This is a genomic window from Streptomyces sp. NPDC046859, assembly GCF_040645135.1.
GTDB lineage: Bacteria > Actinomycetota > Actinomycetes > Streptomycetales > Streptomycetaceae > Streptomyces.
Map to the genome: position 1 here is coordinate 209,890 of NZ_JBEYXR010000008.1, position 20,753 is coordinate 230,642.

General features: G+C 73.0%; 22 protein-coding genes. 5 read left to right on the top strand and 17 right to left on the bottom strand.

The window, feature by feature from the left end; all coding sequences use genetic code 11:
• Positions 1 to 82 precede the first annotated feature (82 nt).
• Positions 83 to 685 (top strand): TetR/AcrR family transcriptional regulator, encoded by a 603-nt coding sequence (locus tag ABZ899_RS15010; RefSeq protein ID WP_361345571.1) that lies wholly within the window; start codon positions 83 to 85, stop codon positions 683 to 685.
• Here ABZ899_RS15010 and kynU read toward each other — a convergent pair.
• From kynU to ABZ899_RS15065, 11 genes are all read right to left on the bottom strand, one after another.
• Positions 682 to 1,878, bottom strand: a complete 1,197-nt coding sequence (gene kynU, locus ABZ899_RS15015; protein ID WP_361345573.1) for a kynureninase — start codon at positions 1,876 to 1,878, stop codon at positions 682 to 684. The two genes, ABZ899_RS15010 and kynU, sit on opposite strands and share 4 nt — an antisense overlap.
• Positions 1,871 to 2,731 carry a tryptophan 2,3-dioxygenase family protein gene (locus ABZ899_RS15020; RefSeq protein ID WP_361345575.1) on the bottom strand — a complete coding sequence of 287 codons (861 nt, stop codon included), beginning with the start codon at positions 2,729 to 2,731 and terminating at the stop codon, positions 1,871 to 1,873. The genes kynU and ABZ899_RS15020 overlap by 8 nt, the downstream gene beginning before the upstream one ends.
• A 151-nt stretch (positions 2,732 to 2,882) precedes the next feature.
• A complete protein-coding gene (locus ABZ899_RS15025; RefSeq protein ID WP_361345576.1) occupies positions 2,883 to 3,296 on the bottom strand; it encodes a DUF3151 domain-containing protein in 414 nt (137 codons plus the stop codon).
• 135 nt (positions 3,297 to 3,431) lie between these two features.
• On the bottom strand, positions 3,432 to 4,904 hold the full coding sequence (locus ABZ899_RS15030) for an MFS transporter (RefSeq protein ID WP_361345577.1): 1,473 nt from the start codon (positions 4,902 to 4,904) through the stop codon (positions 3,432 to 3,434).
• A 71-nt stretch (positions 4,905 to 4,975) separates the two neighbouring features.
• Complete coding sequence (gene fbaA / locus ABZ899_RS15035; protein WP_361345578.1) at positions 4,976 to 5,998, bottom strand: class II fructose-bisphosphate aldolase; 1,023 nt, start codon at positions 5,996 to 5,998, stop codon at positions 4,976 to 4,978.
• A gap of 170 nt (positions 5,999 to 6,168) precedes the next feature.
• Complete coding sequence (gene pyrE / locus ABZ899_RS15040) at positions 6,169 to 6,717, bottom strand: orotate phosphoribosyltransferase (RefSeq protein ID WP_361345580.1); 549 nt, start codon at positions 6,715 to 6,717, stop codon at positions 6,169 to 6,171.
• A gap of 10 nt (positions 6,718 to 6,727) precedes the next feature.
• Complete coding sequence (locus ABZ899_RS15045; protein WP_361345582.1) at positions 6,728 to 7,522, bottom strand: aldose 1-epimerase; 795 nt, start codon at positions 7,520 to 7,522, stop codon at positions 6,728 to 6,730.
• A 40-nt stretch (positions 7,523 to 7,562) separates the two neighbouring features.
• On the bottom strand, positions 7,563 to 8,423 hold the full coding sequence (locus ABZ899_RS15050; RefSeq protein ID WP_361345584.1) for an SRPBCC domain-containing protein: 861 nt from the start codon (positions 8,421 to 8,423) through the stop codon (positions 7,563 to 7,565).
• Positions 8,424 to 8,504: 81 nt separating this feature from the next.
• The gene (locus ABZ899_RS15055) at positions 8,505 to 10,103 is read right to left on the bottom strand and encodes a polyamine aminopropyltransferase (RefSeq protein WP_361345586.1); all 1,599 of its coding nucleotides are present in this window, start codon (positions 10,101 to 10,103) and stop codon (positions 8,505 to 8,507) included.
• Between the two features lie 80 nt (positions 10,104 to 10,183).
• The gene (locus ABZ899_RS15060; RefSeq protein WP_361345588.1) at positions 10,184 to 10,750 is read right to left on the bottom strand and encodes a DUF2617 family protein; all 567 of its coding nucleotides are present in this window, start codon (positions 10,748 to 10,750) and stop codon (positions 10,184 to 10,186) included.
• Positions 10,751 to 11,121: 371 nt separating this feature from the next.
• Positions 11,122 to 11,421, bottom strand: a complete 300-nt coding sequence (locus tag ABZ899_RS15065) for a hypothetical protein (RefSeq protein WP_361345590.1) — start codon at positions 11,419 to 11,421, stop codon at positions 11,122 to 11,124.
• 139 nt (positions 11,422 to 11,560) lie between these two features.
• Here ABZ899_RS15065 and ABZ899_RS15070 point away from each other — a divergent pair, with 139 nt between their 5' ends.
• The gene (locus ABZ899_RS15070; protein ID WP_361345592.1) at positions 11,561 to 12,751 is read left to right on the top strand and encodes a pyridoxal phosphate-dependent aminotransferase; all 1,191 of its coding nucleotides are present in this window, start codon (positions 11,561 to 11,563) and stop codon (positions 12,749 to 12,751) included.
• 45 nt (positions 12,752 to 12,796) lie between these two features.
• On the opposite strand, the gene ABZ899_RS15075 is transcribed toward ABZ899_RS15070, so the two are convergent.
• The 3 genes from ABZ899_RS15075 to ABZ899_RS15085 all read right to left on the bottom strand — a co-directional run bounded on the left by ABZ899_RS15075 (position 12,797) and on the right by ABZ899_RS15085 (position 14,910).
• A complete protein-coding gene (locus tag ABZ899_RS15075; RefSeq protein WP_361345594.1) occupies positions 12,797 to 13,648 on the bottom strand; it encodes a hypothetical protein in 852 nt (283 codons plus the stop codon).
• Between the two features lie 262 nt (positions 13,649 to 13,910).
• Entirely contained in the window at positions 13,911 to 14,033 is a 123-nt protein-coding gene (locus ABZ899_RS15080) for a DUF397 domain-containing protein (RefSeq protein WP_361345596.1), read from the bottom strand.
• Positions 13,993 to 14,910: a helix-turn-helix transcriptional regulator gene (locus tag ABZ899_RS15085; RefSeq protein WP_361345798.1), complete on the bottom strand. Its 918-nt coding sequence runs from the start codon at positions 14,908 to 14,910 to the stop codon at positions 13,993 to 13,995. Before ABZ899_RS15085 ends, ABZ899_RS15080 begins: the two co-directional genes overlap by 41 nt.
• A 155-nt stretch (positions 14,911 to 15,065) precedes the next feature.
• Here ABZ899_RS15085 and ABZ899_RS15090 point away from each other — a divergent pair, with 155 nt between their 5' ends.
• Positions 15,066 to 15,533, top strand: coding sequence for an ATP-binding protein (locus ABZ899_RS15090; protein WP_361345598.1), 468 nt, complete (start codon positions 15,066 to 15,068; stop codon positions 15,531 to 15,533).
• 64 nt (positions 15,534 to 15,597) lie between these two features.
• Positions 15,598 to 16,257, top strand: coding sequence for a hypothetical protein (locus ABZ899_RS15095; protein WP_361345600.1), 660 nt, complete (start codon positions 15,598 to 15,600; stop codon positions 16,255 to 16,257).
• A gap of 77 nt (positions 16,258 to 16,334) precedes the next feature.
• Here ABZ899_RS15095 and ABZ899_RS15100 read toward each other — a convergent pair whose 3' ends face one another.
• Both ABZ899_RS15100 and clpB read right to left on the bottom strand, forming a co-directional pair.
• A complete protein-coding gene (locus tag ABZ899_RS15100) occupies positions 16,335 to 16,859 on the bottom strand; it encodes a YbjN domain-containing protein (protein WP_361345602.1) in 525 nt (174 codons plus the stop codon).
• Positions 16,860 to 17,017: 158 nt separating this feature from the next.
• The gene (clpB, locus tag ABZ899_RS15105) at positions 17,018 to 19,615 is read right to left on the bottom strand and encodes an ATP-dependent chaperone ClpB (protein ID WP_361345604.1); all 2,598 of its coding nucleotides are present in this window, start codon (positions 19,613 to 19,615) and stop codon (positions 17,018 to 17,020) included.
• A gap of 119 nt (positions 19,616 to 19,734) precedes the next feature.
• Here clpB and ABZ899_RS15110 point away from each other — a divergent pair, with 119 nt between their 5' ends.
• Positions 19,735 to 20,148, top strand: a complete 414-nt coding sequence (locus ABZ899_RS15110) for a TIGR03618 family F420-dependent PPOX class oxidoreductase (protein WP_361345606.1) — start codon at positions 19,735 to 19,737, stop codon at positions 20,146 to 20,148.
• A gap of 196 nt (positions 20,149 to 20,344) precedes the next feature.
• On the opposite strand, the gene ABZ899_RS15115 is transcribed toward ABZ899_RS15110, so the two are convergent.
• Complete coding sequence (locus ABZ899_RS15115; protein ID WP_062673604.1) at positions 20,345 to 20,680, bottom strand: hypothetical protein; 336 nt, start codon at positions 20,678 to 20,680, stop codon at positions 20,345 to 20,347.
• Between the last annotated feature and the right edge of the window lie 73 nt (positions 20,681 to 20,753).

Here is a 20,753-nt window from a genome sequence, read left to right on the forward strand (position 1 = left end):
TGAGGGTCAAACGGTCCCCTGGTGTCGTTACGCTGGCCGCGCGGGACGCGCCGCGTCCGCCGTGTGCTCCAAGGAGGCCGAAATGTCCGCCGAACCCGGCACCGTCCGTCCCGGAGGGCGTACCGCCCGTGTCCGCGCGGCCGTGCTGCGGGCCACCGGTGACGTGCTGGCGGAACACGGGTTCCACGGCCTCGACCTCGCCGATGTCGCCCGCCGGGCGGAGGTCGGCAAGACGACCGTGTACCGGCGCTGGGGCTCGGTGACCGCACTGGTCGCCGACCTGCTCGCGGAGATGGCCGAGGAGTCCTCGCCGCGCGAGGAGACCGGGTCCGCGCTGGGCGACCTGCGGGCCAACGCCACGCTGGTGCGGCGCACCCTGTCCGACCCCCGGCAGGGGCCCCTCTTCCGGGCGGTCGTCGCGGCGGCGGCGTGCGACGACCGCACGGCGGGGGCGCTGCGCCGGTTCTACGAGGTGCGGGTCGCCGAGTGGGCGCCCTGCGTCGAGCAGGCCGTCGCCCGCGGGGAGTTCCCCGCGGGCACCGACGCGCGGGCGGTCGTGCGGGCGGTGTCGGCGCCCCTCTACTACGGGCTGCTGACGACCGGGACGCCCCCGGACGCCCCCGCCGCGGAGCGCGCCGCACGCGCCGCGCACGCCGCCGCCGCGGCGGGGGTGTTCGTGGTCTAGCCGCCCAGCACGTCCGCCAGGACGCGGGCCGCCCGCTCGGTGTCCGCGAAGGACACGTACAGCGGGGTGAAGCCGAAGCGCAGCACGTCCGGGTGGCGGAAGTCGCCGACCACGCCCCGCGCGATCAGCTCCTTCATCACGTCCCCGGCGTCGGCACAGCGCAACGCCACCTGGCTGCCGCGCTCGGCGTGCGCGGCCGGTGTCACCGGCTCCACCCGCCCGGCGGGCGCGTACGCCCCGACGCACTCCAGGAAGAAGTCCGTCAGCGCCAGCGACTTGGCCCGCACCGCCTCCACCGGCACCCCGTCCCACACGTCCAGGGCCGCCTCCAGGGCGAGCATGGACAGGATGTCGGGGGTGCCGACCCGGCCGCGCAGGGCGCCGGGGGCCGCCGTGAAGCCCGGGTGCATGCCGAAGGGTTCGGCGTGCGAGTTCCACCCGGGCAGCGGCGAGTCGAACCGGTCCTGGAGACCATGGCGCACATACAGGTACGCCGGTGAACCCGGGCCCCCGTTCAGGTACTTGTAGGTGCAGCCGACCGCCAGGTCCACGCCGTGCTCGTCCAGCCCGACCGGCAGCGCGCCCGCGCTGTGGCACAGGTCCCACACGGACACCGCGCCCGCGGCGCGCACGGCGGCCGTGAGCGACGGCAGGTCGTGCAGCCGCCCGGTGCGGTAGTCGACGTGGTTGAGCAGCACGGCGGCCGTACGGGCGCCCAGCGCGTCCGGCACCTCGGCGGGCGTCACGGGCCGCAGCGTACGGCCGGTCATCCGGGCCGCCGACTCGGCGATGTACCCGTCGGTGGGGAACGTGGTGGCGTCGACGAGGATCTCGTCGCGGCCGTCCCCGGCCATGCGCGCGGCGGCCACCAGCGCCTTGAAGACGTTGACGCTGGTGGAGTCGCCGACGACGATCTGCCCGGCCGCCGCGCCGACCAGCGGGGCGATCCGGTCGCCGATCCGCTCCGGCGCGGTCCACCAGCCGCTCTCCTCCCAGGAGCGGATGCGCAGCTCGCCCCACTGCCGGCGCACGACGTCCGCGACCCGGCCGGGGACGTGCGCGGGCAGGGCGCCCAGGGAGTTGCCGTCGAGGTAGACGACGTCGTCCAGGACGAACTCGGCGCGCTTGTGCGCGAGTCCGTCGGCGGCGTCCAGCTTCTCGGCCCGCGCGGCGAGCTCGTTCGGCTCAGACACGGGACCTCGCCGTCCACAGCTCCGGGAAGACGTTCTTCTGGGCGCGCTTCTCCAGCCAGGCCACCCCGGCCGAGCCGCCGGTGCCGGCCTTGGAGCCCATCGCGCGGCGGGTGGCGACCAGGTGGTCGTTGCGCCAGCGCCACACCAGTTCGGCGACGTCCGTGAGCGCCTCGCCCAGACGGGTGAGCTCGGCGTTCTGGTCGCCCGTGTAGATCTCCGTCCAGACCGCCTCGACCGCCTCCGAGGGCTCGTAACGGCGGGTGACGTCCCGCGTGAGCACCGCCTCGGGGATGGCGTGGCCGCGCCGGGCGAGGAAGGACAGCACCTCGTCGTAGAGGCTCGGCTCGTGCAGGGCCTTCTCCAGCTCCGCGTGGACGCGCGGGGCGCCGCGGTGCGGGACCAGCATCGACGCCGACTTCTCACCGAGCAGGAACTCCAGCCGGCGGTACATCGCGGACTGGAAGCCGGAGCCCTCGCCGAGGGCGCTGCGGTAGGAGTTGAACTGGGCCGGCGTGAGCTGTCCGAGCGGCGTCCAGGAGGCGTTCAGGGCCTCCAGTTCCCGCACGGACCGCTTCAGGGCGTCGATCGCCACACCGGGGCGGTCCTCGCGCAGCGCGCGCGCCGCGGTCTCCCACTCGTGGACGATGACGGTGAACCACAGCTCCATGACCTGGGTCGTGACCAGGAAGACCATCTCTCCGGGATCGTCGGAGAGAGTGTGCTGGAGGTGGGTGAGGACGTCCGCCTTCACGTAGTCCTCGTACGGTGTCGTACCCGCGAAGTCGAGATTCGGGGTCTCGGGCTCCTGAGTCCCCGCGGTGGTGTCCGCGGGCCGGTGAGCCTGCTGGGACATCGCTGTCTCCTGTGTAACTCCGGGTAGCGGTCCGCCCTGCCGTTATCGGCAAAGGGGCCCCGGTCCCCACCGGCATCCTCAGCCATGCCCCCGGAACCTCGCAAGGCCCGCCCGGTCACACCGGTCGGGCCCCACGAGAAGCGGACGGGACCTAGCCCAGGGTCTGGGCGGCCGTCGGCGAGGAGTCCTTCAGGAACTGCGAGCAGCGCTCGTACTCCTCCTGCTCACCGATCGCCCCGGCGGCCCGGGCGAGGGCGTGCAGGGCCCTCAGGAAGCCCCGGTTCGGCTCGTGCTCCCACGGCACGGGCCCGTGGCCCTTCCAGCCGTTGCGGCGCAGCGCGTCCAGACCGCGGTGGTAGCCGGTCCGGGCGTAGGCGTACGACTCCACGACGCTGCCCCGCTCGAACGCCTCGTCGGCGAGCTGGGCCCACGCCAGGCAGGAGGTCGGGTACCGGGCGGCGACGTCCGAGGGCGCGGTACCGCTCGCGAGCGCCTCGCGGGGCTCCGGGTCGTCGGGCAGGTGGGTCGGGGGCGGACCCCCGAGCAGGTTCTCGTGAATGGCCATGGTCCCCAGTGTCGTGCATCCCGCCCACCGGGACCGCATCCCACCCACCGGGACCCCGTCCAGCCCGTCCGGCGCTCGTGCGCAAGGCCCCTCCAGGGCCGAAGCGGGGCCCGGGGGCGACGGCCCCCGGGACGCCTACTCGTCCCCCAGCCTCCCGCTGCTCCGCTGCCCCTCCAGCGGCGGTGCCGTGACCGCCCCGTGCGGGAGGCACTCCGGCTTCCGGCACCCCGCCGGCAGCGACCGCACCGTCGCGAACGCCACCACCGCCCCCACCACCAGCACGCCGGCACAGATCGGCATGGCCCGCCGGAACGCGGCGTCGAACGCCGACGCCGACCGGTACGCCTCCTCGCCCATCCCGGCCAGCAGCGGCAGCGCGGCCACCGCGATCAGCCCCGCCGCCCGCGCCGCCGCGTTGTTGATCCCGCTGGCCAGCCCCGCCCGGGCGGTGTCGACGGACCCGAGGACGGTCGCCGTCAGCGGGGCGACCAGGGTGACCATGCCGAGGCCCAGCACCAGCAGCGCGGGCAGCACGTCGGTGACGTACACGGCGTCCGGGCCCACCCGCAGCATCAGCAGCATCCCGGCCGCGCACACCAGCGGCCCCACGGTCAGCGGCACCCGCGGGCCGATCCGGGCCGCGAGGGCGCCCGAGCGCGCCGAGAACAGCAGCATCAGCCCGGTCGTCGGCAGCAGGGCCGCACCGGCGCCGAGCGCCGAGTACCCGGCGACCACCTGGAGCTGGAGCGCGGCCAGGAAGAAGAAGCCGCCGAAGGCCGCGTACACGCACAGCGTGACCAGGTTGACGGCCGTGAACTGCCGCGAGCGGAAGATGTCGGGCGGCATCATCGGATCGCTCCGGTGCCGCTCGACCCGTACGAAGGCGAACCCGGCGCCCAGGCCCGCCACCGCGGCCACCGCCACCGTCGCCGACCCGGTCGGCGCCTCGATCAGCGCGTACGTCACGAGGGCCAGGGAGAGCGCGCCCAGGGTGGCCCCGAGCACGTCGAAGCGGCCGTGCCGGGTCTCGTCGCCCGACTCGGGGACGTGCCGCACGGCGATCGGCGCGCACACCAGCGCCACCGGGACGTTCAGCAGGAAGACCCAGCGCCAGCCCGGCCCGTCGACCAGCCAGCCGCCCAGGAAGGGCCCGACGGCCGCCCCGATCCCCCCGAACCCGGACCACAGGCCGACCGCGGGCGCCCGGTCGTCGGGGTGGAAGGACGCCTGGATCAGCGCCAGCGACCCGGGGGTGAGCAGCGCCCCGCCGATGCCCTGCAGGGCACGGGCGGCGATCAGCACCTCCACGCCGGGCGCGAGTCCGCACAGCAGGGAGGCCGCCGCGAACCAGACCACCCCCACCACGAAGATCCGGCGCCGCCCGTACCGGTCGCCGAGCGAGCCGCCGAGCAGGATCAGCCCGGCCAGCGTCACCATGTACGCGTTGACGGTCCACTGGAGGGCGGCGAGGTCGGCGTCGAGGTCGCGGCCGATGCGCGGCAGGGCGACGTTGACGACGGTGGAGTCCAGCATCGCCATGCTGGAGCCGAGGACGGTGGTGAGCAGGATCCACCGGCCCTGTGGTGAGGCCAGCCGCACGTCGGGCATATCCCCAGGTATACAGCGAGCCCGGCGCCGAGGGCAGGCGCCGGGCTCGCGGGTCCCCGCGGGGACGAGAACTACTTGATCTTCGTACCGACGGAGCGCAGGTGCGAACAGGCCTGGGTCACGCGCGCGGCCATGGACGCCTCGGCGAGCTTGCCCCACGTCCGCGGGTCGTAGGCCTTCTTGTTGCCGACCTCGCCGTCGACCTTCAGGACGCCGTCGTAGTTGCGGAACACGTGGTCCGCCACCGGGCGCGTGAACGCGTACTGGGTGTCGGTGTCGATGTTCATCTTCACGACGCCGTTCTCCAGCGCGACGCGGATCTCCTCCTCCGTGGAGCCGGAGCCGCCGTGGAAGACGAAGTCGAACGGGGCGCTCTTGCCGAACTTGGCGGCGACGCCCTCGTTCAGCTCCTTCAGCAGCTCGGGGCGCAGGACGACGTTGCCCGGCTTGTACACGCCGTGCACGTTGCCGAAGGACGCGGCGAGCAGGTAGCGGCCCTTCTCACCGAGGCCGAGGGCCTCGGCGGTGCGGATCGCGTCCTCGACCGTGGTGTAGAGGGAGTCGTTGATCTCGTGGGAGACGCCGTCCTCCTCGCCACCGGTCGGGGTGATCTCCACCTCGAGGATGACCTTCGCGGCGCGGGCCTGCTCCAGCAGCTCCTGCGCGATGGCGAGGTTGTCGGCGAGGGTCTCGGCCGAGCCGTCCCACATGTGCGACTGGAACAGCGGGTTCAGACCGGCCTCGACGCGCTTCCGGGAGAGCTCCAGGAGCGGCCGTACGAACCCGTCGAGCTTGTCCTTGGGGCAGTGGTCGGTGTGCAGCGCGACGTGCACCGGGTACTTCTCGGCGACGACGTGCGCGAACTCGGCCAGGGCGACGGCGCCGGTGACCATGTCCTTCTTGTACTGACCGCCCAGGAACTCGGCGCCACCCGTGGAGATCTGGACGATGCCGTCGCTCTCCGCCTCCGCGAAACCGCGCAGGGCCGCGTGCAGGGTCTGGGAGGAGGTCACGTTGATGGCCGGGTAGGCGAACTTGCCTGCCTTCGCCCGGTCGAGCATCTCGTTGTAGATCTCGGGGGTTGCGATGGGCATCTGTCCGCTCCTTGGAGTGTGCGGGTTGACGTACTGCGTACGGCTTCTTCTTACGGCCCTGACCTAGACCTTGGGGGTGTGACGTCGTCGTCGGCGCCCATCTTTCCAGACGAAGCGGGATGCTCCGAGCGTCTGTCACCAGCCGAGACGGACGCGTCCGGCGGGGGGTGTCAGTCGAGGCCGAGCTCGTCCTTGGAGTACGCGAACAGGTACGGCACTTGGGCGCCCTCGCGGATCTTCTCGGCGGCGCCGGTGGCGCGGTCGACGATGGTCGCGACACCGGCGACCTCGGCGCCCGCCTCGCGCACGGCCTCGACGGCGGTGAGCGGCGAACCGCCGGTGGTGGACGTGTCCTCCACGACGAGCACGCGGCGGCCCGCGATGTCCGGTCCCTCGACGCGGCGCTGGAGGCCGTGCGCCTTGGCGGCCTTGCGGACGACGAACGCGTCGAGCCTGCGGCCGCGTGCGGCGGCGGCGTGCAGCATGGCGGCGGCGACCGGGTCGGCGCCCATGGTCAGCCCGCCCACGGCGTCGAACTCCAGGTCGGCGGTCAGGTCGAGCAGTACCTGCCCGACCAGCGGGGCCGCCTCGCCGTCGAGGGTGATGCGCCGCAGGTCGACGTAGTAGTCGGCTTCGAGGCCCGACGACAGGGTCACCTTGCCGTGCACCACGGCCTTGTCCTTGATCTGCTGCAGCAGTGCCGCACGTACGTCAGTCATGCCGCCCAGCTTAGAGGCGCCGCCAGCTCCAGACGGTCGTGGCCTCCAGCGGCTCCAGGGGCGTGACCAGGCGGGGGAGGGTGTTCAGCCCGTCGGGCGGACCGGTCTGCGGCTCGACGCAGACGGCGGCCTCCTGCTCGTCGTACACGACGACCCACTCCTCGCGGCTGGTCACCTTCAGCTCCAGGTGCTCGGGCCAGGTGAGGGTGACGTCGACGCCGCCGGGCATCCCGAAGCAGTCGTCCCAGGGGCCGGGCCCCGGCTCGATCCGGTTGCCGGTGGGGAGGTGGTCGTCGCCGCGCTCCTCCTGCCAGGCCGGGGTGAAGTCGAGCCGCACGCCCTGGCCGCCGTCGCCGAGGTGGCGGTTGAACCAGGGGTGCCAGCCGAGCTGCGCCGGGAAGGACGCGTCGTACGTCTCCACGGACATGGTCAGGCTGAGGCTGTCCGGGGTGAGCACGACGGCCTGGGTGACCCGGCCGCGGTAGGGCCACGGCTCGGCCAGGTCGTAGGTGAGGACGGCCTCGGCGCCGGTGTGCCGGGCGACCTTCCACGCGCCGTCGCGGGCGGTGCCGTGGATGGCGTGGGACGGCGCGTTGAGCGGCATCTGCCGTACCTCGGCGCCGTCGCGGAAGCGGCCGTCGCGGATCCGTCCGCACCAGGGCACCATCGGGAAGCAGCCGAACCGCTCCCCCTGCCGCAGCAGCTCCGTCCCGCCGACGCGCAGTCCCCCGACCCGTCCGCCGTTGCCCGGCAGCACGTCCACCTCCGCGTCGCCCGCGGTCAGCGTGATCTGTTCGGTACGCACAGGACGACCCTACCGGGGGCGATCAGGACCGCCCGGCGCGTCAGCGGCGGCGGCGCAGCATCCGGCCGGCCACGATCGCCGAGGCCAGCACGACCGCGGCGGCCGGGGCGGCCCAGCGCAGCGCGGAGTTCGGCGCGAGGGACTGGGCCGGCGGCACCGGCGCGTACCGGCCGCGCGGCGGGGCGTGGTCGACCTCCTCGGCGCTGCGCCCGATCATCGTCCGCCGGGCGTGCGCGGCCTCCGCGACGGGCGCCTCCCCCTCGTCCCCGGCCTCGTCGCCGTCGTCCGCCTCCGTGTCGGCCGCCGGGTCCAGCGCCGGTGGCGGCACCTCGGTGTCGAACACGGACGCCGGGTCCGGCACCGGTGGGTCCTCGGCGTCCGGCGTCGTCTCGAAGTCGCTGGTCACCTTGGGTTCGAACTCGCCCGGCGCCAACGCCTCCTCGACCCCTTCTCCGGCGGCGTCGGGCCCGGCGGACTCCGCCGCCACCGCGGCCAGCTGCTCGGCGAACCGGTTCAGCAGCCGGGTGACGGCCCCGTGCACGGCGTCGGCCGGGAACTCCGTGATCCGCCCGTCCGCGGACGCGCCGCCCTCGAAGGCGAGCGTCGATCCGCCGTCGGCGTCCCGCAGGCGCAGGGTGAGGGCGAGCTTCACGGAGCCGGTCCCGCGCGCCTCGGTCGCGTCGCCCTCCACGGCGTACGCGCCGTCGTCCCGCGCGGAGACGCGCACGGCGCCCCGGTAGGTGATCGTGTGGCCGCCGACGCGCAGCTTCAGGCGCCCCGCGACGGGCTCGGCACCGGCGTCCTGCTGGAGCCCGGGGACCGCGCGGGCGACCCGCACGGGGTCGGCCAGCACCTCCCTGAGCCGCTCGGCCGCGACCGGAACGAACACCTCATGCTCCATGCCGATCGAGCCTACCCAGCATGGCGTGAACCGCACCCACACAATCCCGGGATTCGACGGCCGGATGCCCGCCCGGGCCGCTCAATAGCGTGGATGCACCAGCGTCGACGCCCGCAGCCCGCCGATCCGCGACGCCTCGGCCGCCCGCGCCCCCGCCGCGAGGCCCTCGCAGGTGAGCGCTCCCGTCCCCGCCCGCAGCGGCGGCGGGCCGTCCCGCCCGGCCAGGAGGAACCCCCAGTCGTCCGGCGCCCGCGCCGGACCCGCCGCCGGGTCGCGCACCGCGAGGGAGTACGGCGTGGTCCCCAGCCCGGCCGCGCGCAGGGTGGCCTCGACGGTCCAGAAGACGCGGGGGTCGGCGGAAAGGGGCCCGGCGTGCACGACGAGGCGGCCGCTCGGGGTGAGGGCGCGGCGGGCGAGGCCGTAGAACTCCTGCGAGTACAGCCCGGCGCTGTCCGTCACACCGGGGTCGGGCAGATCGGAGACGATCACGTCGTACGAGCCCGGCGGCACCGACCGCAGCAGGTGGAAGGCGTCGGAGTCCCGGACGCGGACGCGGGCGTCGCCGTAGACGTACCCGTTGAGCCGGGACAGCGGCGGGTCCTCGCGCGCCAGCCGCACCAGCTCGGGGTCGGACTCGACGATGTCGACCCGGCGCACGCCGGGGTGGCGCAGCACCTCGCGTGCCGCCAGTCCGTCGCCGCCGCCGAGGACCAGCACGCGCGCGTGCCCGCCGCTCATCGCGGGGTGCACCAGCGCCTGGTGGTAGCGGCCCTCGTCGCGGCCGCTGACCCGGAGCCGGCCGTCGAGGAACAGGTCGAGGGGGCGGCCGCCGGTGCCGCCGGTGATGACGACCTCCTGGGTGCCCGTCCGCACGGCCACCCGGACGTCCTGCCCGTACATCGCGTGCCGCGCGGCCCGCTCGAAGTCGTCGACGAGGACGGCGGCGGCGGCGAGGACGCCGAGCACGGCGAGGTTGACGGCGAGGAGGACCCGGCGGGCCCGGGGGCTGAGGTCGGCGCGGAACACCCCGATGACGAGGGCGGCGCCCACGACCGCGTTGACCGCGCCGGTGAACAGGGCCGACGTCAACTGCCCCAGCAGCGGCAGCAGAAGGAAGGGAAAGGCCAGGCCGCCGACGAGCGCGCCGACGTAGTCCGCCGCGAACAGGTCGGCCACCGCGCCGCCCGCGTCCTGGCGGCGGATGCGCTGGATCAGCTCCATCAGCAGCGGGATCTCGGCCCCGATGAGCAGGCCGATGACGAGGGAGAAGGCGACGAGGAGGACACGGGGCGCGTGCGCCCAGGGGCCGCCCCAGTCGCCGGTCCAGGCGAACACGGCGTACAGGGCGAGGGCGCTGCACCCGCCGACCAGCGCGAGGACCGCCTCGATGGCGCCGAAGCCGGCCGCGGCCCGGGGCCGCAGCCGCTTGGCCGCGAGCGAGCCGATGCCCATGGCGAAGACCATGACCGACAGCACGACGGACGCCTGGGTGACCGAGTCGCCGATCAAGTACGAGGCGAGCGCGACGAGCTCCAGCTCGTACACGAGTCCGCAGGCGGCGCAGACGAAGACGCCCGCGAGCACCAGGAACCGCCCGGTGTCCGGCCGGACCGGCAGCCGCGCCCGGCCGCCCCGGGAGGGCGTCGTGCCGGGGGGCGCGGGGGCGTGCGGTTCGATCACGCTGCCGACGGTACGTTACGCCCGGGGCACGCTTCGTCACCCACACGTGTGGAACTGGCGGCTCCGCGGGCGGGGGTGGTTTATCCGGCGAGGAGGGCTGAGGGGCGCAGCCGGTTCGCCGTGGGCCGGCCGGGGCCCGCCGGGACGCGCACCCCGACGCGGGTCCGCGTCGCCACCAACTGGCCGTCCTGCGGGTAGGCGTGCCAGGTGCGCCAGTGCACCTGCCCCTCGTGGCGGCGGGCCAGCATCGCGGTGAAGGCGTGCGGGCTGCCGGGGAACACGCCGGCCAGACCGTGCGGATGGTCGGCGACCAGCGCGAGCAACTCCTGGGCGCGGCCCGCGAACTGGGGCGGCGACAGCACCTCCATCCGGGCGGCGAACTCGTACTCCCAGTCGCCCGCGCGCTTGGCCACGCCGAGCGGGAGGGGGGTGCTGCTGCCCGGAATACAGGCCACCGTCTCCGAACAGCGCCCCCGATCCTCCTCGAGGAGGACCTGATGGGAGGCGCCGAGCAGTCTCAACTGGAGGCTCGCGCCGCCGAGTTCGAGATCGAGCGTGGCCAGTGCGGGAAGCGGCTCCCGTCCCAGGGTCCAGGCCAGGTCGGTGGCGCGCGTGTCGCTGTAGGCGGTGTTCAGGGTCGTGAGCATGGATGGGCTCCGCTTGGCACGCAGGAGGAAGGTGGGGTGCCGACCGTCGTCGCACAACCGGCACCGGGACGTCGACCCCGTCAGCCCTGTCGGCGGTCAGATGACTGTCCGTGGGACGTCCGAGGGGCTGCGTGGGTGAACTTAACTGAATCATGAACTGTGTCGGCGACACAGCGTTTTTACCCAAGTTCGTAGGGTTTCCATCCCTCAGAGGGCTTATCAGCTCAACTGTTCAACTCCGGCGTGCGCCTGCGCGGGGGGAGCGCGCGCCGGAGCGCCCGGGAAACGGAGCGCGGGGCCGGTCCAGGCACCGGCCCCGCGCTCGTGGTGGATGCGGCTCCCCCTGCTGGGTGGAGCTCAGCTGCCCCGTGTCAGCTGCCCCCGCCACCGCATCCGCCCCCTCCGCCGCACGACGACCCGCCTCCGCAGGACGAGCCGCCGGAACAGGAGGAGCTGCTGGAGCAGGACGACGAGGAGGAGCTGCCGCAGGACGTGCCGCCGCCCCCGCCACCGGCCCACCAGCTGTTGTTGCTGCCACTGCTGCGGCTGTACGAGCTGCGTCCCCGCCCGCGCGACCGGCTCGCCGACCGTCGCCCGGCGTTGCGGGCGATGGACACGAGGACCAGGACGAACACCACCGCGACCAGCGCCACGACAAGTCCTGTGACCATGGCGTCAGCCTCCTTCCGTTCCCCCGAGCCGGTCCCGGACGTCCCCCCGTGGGCGCCTCCGCTCGGTGCGTGCGGGGGAGATGCCCGGACCGCTCCCGGCCCAAAGCAGAGTTGAGGAAATCCAGAGCTTGGGCGGAGGATGACGGGCATGACCTCCTCCTCGCGCCCCCTGCTGAACCGCCGGCTCGCCGAGTTCGGGACGACGATCTTCGCGGAGATGTCGGCGCTGGCCCTGAGCACCGGGTCCATCAACCTCGGGCAGGGCTTCCCGGACACCGACGGGCCCGAGGAGGTGCGGGAGGCGGCCGTGCGGGCGCTGCGCGACGGGCGGGGCAACCAGTACCCGCCGGGCCCCGGCGTCCCCGAGCTGCGTGCGGCGGTCGCCGCGCACCAGGAGCGGCGCTACGGCCTCACGTACGACCCGGACACCGAGGTCCTGGTGACCGCGGGTGCCACGGAGGCCATCGCGGCGGCGCTGCTCGCGCTGGTGGAGCCCGGCGACGAGGTGGTCGCCCTGGAGCCCTACTACGACTCCTACGCGGCCTGCATCGCCATGGCGGGCGGGACCCGGGTGCCGGTCACCCTGCGCCCGCACGACGGCGCCTTCCGGCTGGACCTGGACGAGCTGCGGGCCGCCGTCACCGACCGCACCCGGCTGCTGCTGCTCAACACCCCGCACAACCCGACCGGCACGGTCCTCACCCGCGCGGAGCTGGCCGCCGTCGCCGAGCTGGCCGTCGAGCGCGACCTGCTCGTCGTGACCGACGAGGTGTACGAGCACCTGGTCTTCGACGACGCCGAGCACATCCCGCTCGCCTCGTTCCCGGGCATGCGGGAGCGGACGGTGACGATCAGTTCGGCGGGCAAGACGTATTCGTTCACGGGCTGGAAGGTCGGCTGGGTGACGGCCTCCCCCGTCCTGGTCACGGCCGTCCGCTCGGCCAAGCAGTACCTGACGTACGTCTCGGCGGGCCCGTTCCAGTACGCGGTGGCCGAAGCGCTGTCGCTCCCCGACTCCTACTTCGAGCACTTCCAGGCGGACATGCTCGCCAAGCGGAACATCCTGGCCACCGGCCTGGAGGAGGCGGGGCTCACCGTGTACCGGCCCGCCGGCACCTACTTCATCACCGCCGACATCCGCCCGCTGGGCGAGACCGACGGCATCGCGTTCTGCCGCACCCTGCCGGAGCGGGTCGGGGTGGTCGCCATCCCGAACGCGGTCTTCTACGACCACCGCGACCAGGGTGCCCCCTTCGTCCGCTTCGCCTTCTGCAAGCAGGAGGCGGTCCTCCAGGAGGCGGCCTCCCGCCTGAAGACGCTGTCGGCGTGAGGGCGGGCGGGCTTACGGCCGCCCGTCCGCCTCGGCCCCGACTGCTCAGGCGGCCGTGGTCAGGCCCGCCTCGTGCTCCCGGCAGTCCCGGCAGCGGCCCGGTTCGAGGGCGCGGAAGGCGCGTTCGCAGCCGTCGCAGGTCTGGAGGGGCGGGACGACCGGGCGCTCGGGCGGAGGGGACTGCGGCGGCGGGGGCGGGACGGGCAGCGGTGTCTCCCGGAGACGGAACGCCAGAACGCCCGCCGGACGCGCCCGGAACTCCTCGGGGAGCCGTGCGGTCAGCACCTCGGTGATCTCCCGTGGCCCGACCCCGGCCGCCAGCCACGCGGCGACGGCGGGCGCCAGCCGGGCAGCCTCCCGAGCGGACAGGACCAGGCGTGGGTCGACCCGGCGCAACGACGACAGCACGGCGACGGCCTGCGGGTCCGCGTCGGCCAGAGCGGGCGCGGGCGGAGGCGGAGGGACGTCGTCCGGTCGCCCGGGAGCCGTCTCGCGTGCCGGGCCCCTCCGGGGGCGGGGCGCGTCCGGGTGGCCGTCCGGGTCCCGGCCGGCGGGGACGCCGTAGAAGAACGTCCGGGTGCGGACCTGGCCCGTGGGCGTCCGTTCGCGGCGCCGCTCCAGGTATCCGGCCGCCTCCAACTCCCGCAGCGCCCGTGAGATGAGGATCTCGCCCTCGCTGAAGTGCGCGCACAGGGCGGCGATGCTCACCGGGGAACCGTCGGGCAGGGACGCGATGTACGCCGCCACCCCGATGGTGACCGCGCTGCCACGCCGCTGGAGGAGGGCGTTGGAGAGCACCGTGAAGTCGGCCGTGAGCCGGGTGCGGATGTGGATCACGCCGGTCGCCGGAGCTCCGGCGTCGGCGCGCAGGCGCGCGTTAGACTGAGGGTCAGCCATCGGGAAGGTCTCTGCTTCCTGATCGGTCAGGCCCTCGATCGGGATTGCCGTCCCGGCCGGGGGCCGATGTCTTTGTGCGGTTGTCGCGGCGAACGTAACCGCCCCTGTCCCGCCCCTGCAAGCCGGTCACCCGGACGGGTGACGGGGCGCCGCGCGGCCGGGGGGGGTGGGTGGGCGGGTGGTTCTTTCCCCCGGTTCTTTCAGGAGGTCAGCGGCCCGCCGGGCCCTCGCGGACAAGGGCCCGGTGGTCCCGGAGGTCGCCTCAACGAGCCTTCAACGCACCTATGAACGCGGACCAGGAGGCCGCCTCGAAGCACAGCGCCGGGCCGTCGGGGGCCTTGCTGTCACGCACCGGGACGGCGGCTTCGGGGAACCGGTCGGCCACCTCTACGCAATCTCCCCCTTCCTGATTGCTGTAGCTGCTCTTGCGCCACACGACGCCGTTCAGATCGGGATGGGACCTTCGCTCCACGGTGGTTGTCCTCCATCACGGATCGGATCATGTCCAGGGACATGAGCGGGGGCAGAGCCGCCGCCCGCAGCCGATCGTAGGTGAGTGCGAAACGCCTCACCTCGGCCGGATCCTCGACGAGTTGGCCGTAGTGCGCGCCCTCCGTGTACGCCGCCTCCGAACCGTCCGGCAGGGTGAGCAGACTCAGCGAGCCGCCCATGGCGTCGTGTTCCCCTTGGTCGAACGGCAGTACTTGCAAGGTGACATGGGCTTCGCGAGCCCTCGTGAGCAGGCGTGCCAACTGCTCACGCATCACCGCCTGCCCTCCGATGGGCCTCCTGAGGACCGCTTCGTCGAGGATCACCCAGAGTTCAGGCCGGTTGGCACTGCTGAGGCGTTCCTGCCGCCCCATACGAAGACTGACCCGCTCCTCCAAGTGCTCCGGCCCGCCGAGGGTTCGGCCCACGCTCAGCACCGCCCGCGCGTAATCCTCGGTCTGCAACAGACCTGGCACCACATGCGCCGCGTACTGCCGGACGGCCACCGCCCGTTCCGAGAGGGCCATGAACTTCCGTGACCAGTCCGGGAACGCCTCCCGGTACACGTACGGCCACAGCTCGACCAGCAGGTCGTCCGCTCCGAGGGCCGCGTCCAGCGCGCGGGCCAGTTCCAGCGTGGGCTTCGCGCCGGACGCCCGCTCGATCTGGGTGATGCGGGTGCTCACCACATGCGTCCGCTCGCCCAGTTCGGCCTGGGTCAGTCCGGCCGCCGTACGGAGGCGGCGCACCCGCGCGCCGAACAGGGCGGCCATCGACGCGCTGGGGTCGATTCCGTTGGCCAAGGCGTCACTTCCGTTCCTTACGGGTGGAGAAGTAAGGCTGCGTCACCTGGTGAGCGTAGGGCGTCCGGACCACCCTTGAACACGGAACGTGACGACTCGTGTACGACAAGGACGGATGACCGGCCGTGCTGACAGAAACCCCCACGCTCGCCCAGCAGTTCGCCCCGACACCGCGAGGTGCGCGGCGCGCCCGGCGCCTCGCCGTCCGGTGGATGGAGGAGCGCGGCTGGCCGCCCGCGTCGGACGCCTCGTGCGCGGTCGCCCTCGTCGTCGCCGAGCTGGCGGCGAACGCCGTGCTGCACGGCCGGGTCCCGGGGCGGGCCTGCGCGCTCCGGCTCGCCCTGGACGCGGCGGCGCACCTCGTGCGGATCGAGGTCGCCGACGCCGCCGTAGGGAAGCGACCGCCCGCGTCCGCTCCCCCGTCGTGCCCCGAGGGCGAGTCCGGACGGGGGCTTGTCCTCGTGGAGGCCCTGGCGGTGCGCTGGGGGTGGGCGCCCCGGCGGCCCGTGGGAAAGACCGTGTGGGCGGAGGTCTCCGTCGGGCCGGTGAGTATCTGCGCAGGTGCCTGCTCGGGTACCTGTACTCATGTCTGAACGAGCCGCCCCGGCCACTGTGGTGCTCACACCCACCCGTACCGCCGGCTCGAAGGGCCTTCCGATGCAGACCTCTCCCCGCCCCCGCCTGCCGCGCCTCCTCGCGCTCGCAACCGACAGCCGGCTCGCCCGGGGTTATCTGGCCCTGTTCGGCCTGAGCATCCCGGTCCTGTTCCTCTTCCCGGAGAGTTCCTTCGCCATGGCCCCGGTGCTGCTCACGGCGCCGCTCTCGCTGTTCGCCATGGTCCTCCCCTTCGGGCCCGGCACCGAGGGAGGCGGGGCGGCCGAGGCGCTGGCCACCGGGTTCTGGGGCGGGTGGCTCCTGCTGGCCGCCCTCGTGAACGCCGCCGCACTGGGAGCCCTCACCAGGAGACCCGACCCCGCGCCCTCCGTCCGTCCCCGCTCCGGAAGGCTGCGGTCCCTGCTAGCGCCCGCCGTCGACAACTGGCTCGCGCGGGGCTACTGCGCGCTCGTCGCGGCGGCGCTGGGCGTCTTCCTGTACGCCGTGCTCCTGGCGCCGGACCCGGGGTTCGCGGCGATCTGGCCCCTCGTGGCCGCGGCCCCGCTCAGCTTCGTCGCCGTACCGGTGTCGCTGCCCGCGGAGTACTCCTCGGTCGCCGGGCTGGGCACGCTGGTCTTCTCCACCGCGGTGGCACTGGCCGGACTGGTCAACGCGGTGCTGATCGGCCGGCTCGCCCACCGGCTGCGGAGCGCGGGGCGCTGAGACGCGGAAGAGCCCGGCTCAGGGCCGGGCTCTCCTCCCCCGCGGCACCGCGCCGCGGGTACGTCCACTGCGACGACCTACTCGTCGTCCTCGGGCTTGTCCGCCTCGTTGATCTCCTGCTCCAGGCCGAGCTGCTCGACGAGCCACTTGTCGAACTCGATGGCGGCCCGCACCCAGCTGACCGTCGACGAGACGAAGTGCTCCAGGCTGACGCCCGTGCCGATCAGCATCTGCGCCTCGCCGATCAGGCGGACGGTGCCGTCGTCGTGCGTGTGGGTGTAGACCTTCGGCCACAGCGTCCGGCGGTTCCAGTCGTCGATCGACTCGAGGAGCGTGGGCTTCTCGTCGATCTGGTGCGGCCGGTCGTAGAACGTCCGCACCGAGAAGACCTGCTGGTCACCCTCGCCGCGGAACATGAAGTACGTACGGAACTGCTCCCACGGCGCCGCGAGGTCACCCTCGTCGTCGACGACGTACTTCAGCTCCATCTGGTCGAGGAGCTGCTTCACGAGGTCCTGATCCGGGATTACGGGGCCGGGCGGCGGCCCGGGCTGCGGCTGCTGGCCCCCGAAGTTCGGAATCGAGGACGGGTCGATGCTCACCGTGATTTTCCCTTCGTACGGATTCCGCCATCCTCCCCCATGCAGGGAGGGGGGTGGCAAGCCCGGACGGGCCTGTCAGCCCTGGGCTGACTCGATCCGGTCACGGGCCGAGTACCCGGTTCGCACCGGGTACCCGCGACCAGGGTGCCGGGGACGCCTCAGAGCGTCTTCCCGGTGCCCGGTCCCACGATCAGGCCGTCGCCGAAGGCGTCCACCCGGACCGTGTCGCCGTCCTTGACCTCGCCGGACAGGATCTCCTTGGCGAGCCGGTCGCCGATGGCCGTCTGGACGAGCCGGCGCAGCGGGCGGGCACCGTAGGCCGGGTCGTTGCCCTCGTCGGCGAGCCAGGCCAGGGCCGCGTCGGTGACTTCCAGGGTGAGCCGGCGCTCGGCCAGCCGCTTGGCGAGCCGGTCGATCTGGAGCCGTGCGATCCGGCTCAGCTCGTCCTTGCTCAGCGCCGAGAAGACCACGAGGTCGTCGAGCCGGTTGAGGAACTCGGGCTTGAAGGAGGCGCGGACCACCTCCAGGACCTGCTCCTTCTTCTCCGCCTCACTGGTGATCGGGTCGACCAGGTACTGGCTGCCCAGGTTGGACGTCAGCACCAGGATGGTGTTGCGGAAGTCGACCGTGCGGCCCTGCCCGTCGGTGAGCCGCCCGTCGTCCAGCACCTGGAGCAGGATGTCGAAGACCTCGGGGTGCGCCTTCTCCACCTCGTCCAGCAGGACGACGCTGTACGGCCGCCTGCGCACGGCCTCCGTGAGCTGGCCGCCCTCCTCGTAGCCGATGTATCCGGGGGGCGCGCCGACCAGCCGGGCCACGCTGTGCTTCTCGCCGTACTCCGACATGTCGATGCGGACCATGGCCCGCTCGTCGTCGAAGAGGAAGTCGGCGAGTGCCTTGGCCAGCTCGGTCTTGCCGACGCCGGTGGGGCCGAGGAAGAGGAACGAGCCGGTGGGCCGATCGGGGTCGGCGATGCCGGCCCGGGTGCGGCGCACCGCGTCGGACACGGCCTGCACGGCCTCCCGCTGGCCGATCAGGCGCTTGCCCAGCTCCTCCTCCATGCGCAGCAGCTTCTGCGTCTCGCCCTCCATGAGCCGGCCCGCGGGGATGCCGGTCCAGGCGGCGACGACGTCCGCGATGTCGTCGGAGCCGACCTCCTCCTTGACCATGGTGTCCCGCGCGGCCTCCTCCTCGGCCTCGGAGGCGGCCTCCAGCTCCTTCTCCAGGGCCGGGATCTCGCCGTACAGCAGCTTGGACGCGGTGTCGAAGTCACCGTCGCGCTGGGCGCGCTCGGCCTGGCCGCGCACGTCATCGAGCCGTTCCTTCAGCTCACCGACGCGGTTGAGGGACTGCTTCTCCTTCTCCCAGCGGGCGGTGAGGCCGCGCAGTTCCTCCTCGCGGTCGGCGAGGTCGCGGCGCAGCTTCTCCAGGCGCTCCCGGGAGGCGGGGTCGGTCTCCTTGTCGAGGGCCAGCTCCTCCATGCGCAGCCGGTCCACGGAGCGCTGGAGCTCGTCGATCTCGACCGGCGAGGAGTCGATCTCCATGCGCAGCCGGGACGCCGCCTCGTCGACCAGGTCGATGGCCTTGTCCGGCAGGAAGCGGGAGGTGATGTACCGGTCGGACAGCGTCGCGGCGGCGACCAGCGCGCTGTCGGCGATCTGGACCTTGTGGTGGGCCTCGTAGCGGCCCTTGAGTCCGCGCAGGATGGCGATGGAGTCCTCGACGGAGGGCTCGGCGACCAGCACCTGCTGGAAGCGCCGCTCCAGCGCGGGGTCCTTCTCGATCCGCTCGCGGTACTCGTCGAGCGTGGTGGCGCCGACCATGCGCAGCTCGCCGCGGGCCAGCATCGGCTTGAGCATGTTGCCGGCGTCCATGGCGCTGTCGCCGCCGGCGCCCGCGCCGACGACCGTGTGCAGCTCGTCGATGAAGGTGATGATCTGCCCGTCGGAGTCCTTGATCTCGGCCAGGACCGTCTTCAGGCGCTCCTCGAACTCGCCGCGGTACTTGGCGCCCGCGACCATCGCGCCGAGGTCGAGCGCGACGAGCCGCTTGTTCTTGAGGGACTCGGGCACGTCGCCCTTGACGATGCGCTGGGCGAGCCCTTCGACGACGGCGGTCTTGCCGACGCCCGGCTCGCCGATGAGGACGGGGTTGTTCTTGGTGCGGCGGGACAGCACCTGCACGACCCGGCGGATCTCCTGGTCCCGTCCGATGACGGGGTCGAGCTTGCCCTCACGGGCGGCGGCGGTGAAGTCGGTGCCGAACTTCTCCAGCGCCTTGTACTGCCCCTCGGGGTCTGCGGTGGTCACGCGGCGGCCTCCCCTGGCCTTCTGGAAGGCGTCCAGCAGCTTCTTCGCGGTCGCGCCCTGGCGGGTGAGCACGTCGGCCGCGGGGCCGCCCTTGGCGGCGATACCGATGAGCAGGTGCTCGGTGGACAGGTACTCGTCGCCGAGGTCCCTGGCCCGGGCCTGCGCGTCCGCGACCACGGTGAGCAGGTCGCGGTTGGGCTGCGGGGGCGCCACGGTGGAGCCCGTCACGCTGGGCAGGGCGGCGAGCGCCTTCTCGGCGCCGGACCGCACGGCGGCCTGGTCGGCGTCGACGGCGGCGAGCAGATCGGTGATGTTCTCGTTGTCCTGGCCCTCGAGCAGAGCCAGCAGCAGGTGGGCGGGGGTGAGATCCGGGTGCCCCTCGGTCACGGCCAGATTGCTTGCCGCGTTGATCGCGTCCCGGCTCCTGTTGGTCAGCTCGGCGTCCACGTGTCCCTTCTCCTCCTGGCGTCAGCGTCTCCCAGTACTGACAGAATCAGCGTACACAAACTTGAGTCTATTTCACTCAAGGTGGGCCCGGGACCCGTGTACCCGCTAGGTTCCCGACCATGGCCGCATACCCCCAGGATCCGGGCGCGCCGGACGCGCCGTACCTCTCCTTCTGGCAGGAGAGGCATCTGTGCACACTGACCACGTCCCGTCCGGACGGTAGCCCGCACGTGGTGCCCGTCGGTGTCACCTACGAACCCGAGGCCCGGCTGGCTCGGGTGATCACGAACAAGTCCAGCAGGAAGGTGGCCCACGTGCTCGCCGCCGGCGCGGCGGGCGCCCGGGTCGCCGTCTGCCAGGTGGACGGCAGGCGCTGGGCGACGCTGGAGGGTGTCGCGCACGTCAGCAGCGCGCCGGAGCGGGTACGGGAGGCCGAGCGGCGCTACGCCGTCCGGTACGGGCGGACCCCGGCACCGAACCCGGACCGGGTGGTCATCGAGATCTCGCTGACGCGGGCCATGGGGCACGGCTGAGGCACGGGGCCTGGATGCGGACGCGGACGCGGACCATCTGAATGCGGACGCGGACCGGCCGGTTCCGGCCGCGTCCAGGGTCGCCGTAAAGCGGGAAATATCCCGGAAAACTGCAGCGGCGTCACCGTGTTCAGGTCACGGTGACGCCGCTGCGGGGGGAAGCGCCTGAGCGATCTGTTACGACGGGGGAATCGCGTCAGGCACTGCGGGGGGTGGCTGAGATGGTCCTTGGGGCCGGTGCCTCCGGCTCCACGAGACGGTGGTCCCGCTGGTCCAGGTTGACGAAGATCATTCCGTATCGGATGGCGCACCGCACGGGCTGCGGCGCCCCCCGAGGCCGCCGCAGACACCGGTACGCCCGCACGTCCTCGTCCTCGTCTCGTGTGACGACCACCGGTTCGCCGAAGACGGTCACCATCAGGGAGTCACCGGGGTGGGGGATCGCGGTGACCAGGTCGATGAAGTGCCACCCTGAGCGGTAGGCGGTCGCCATCTCCCTGCGGAATGACCTGTCGTCGGGTGGGGTGGTCATGCCGACTCCTGCACACTGCCGCCATTCACACCGATGGCCGGCCAGGAACTGTCCCCGGCGATGACGACAGTCG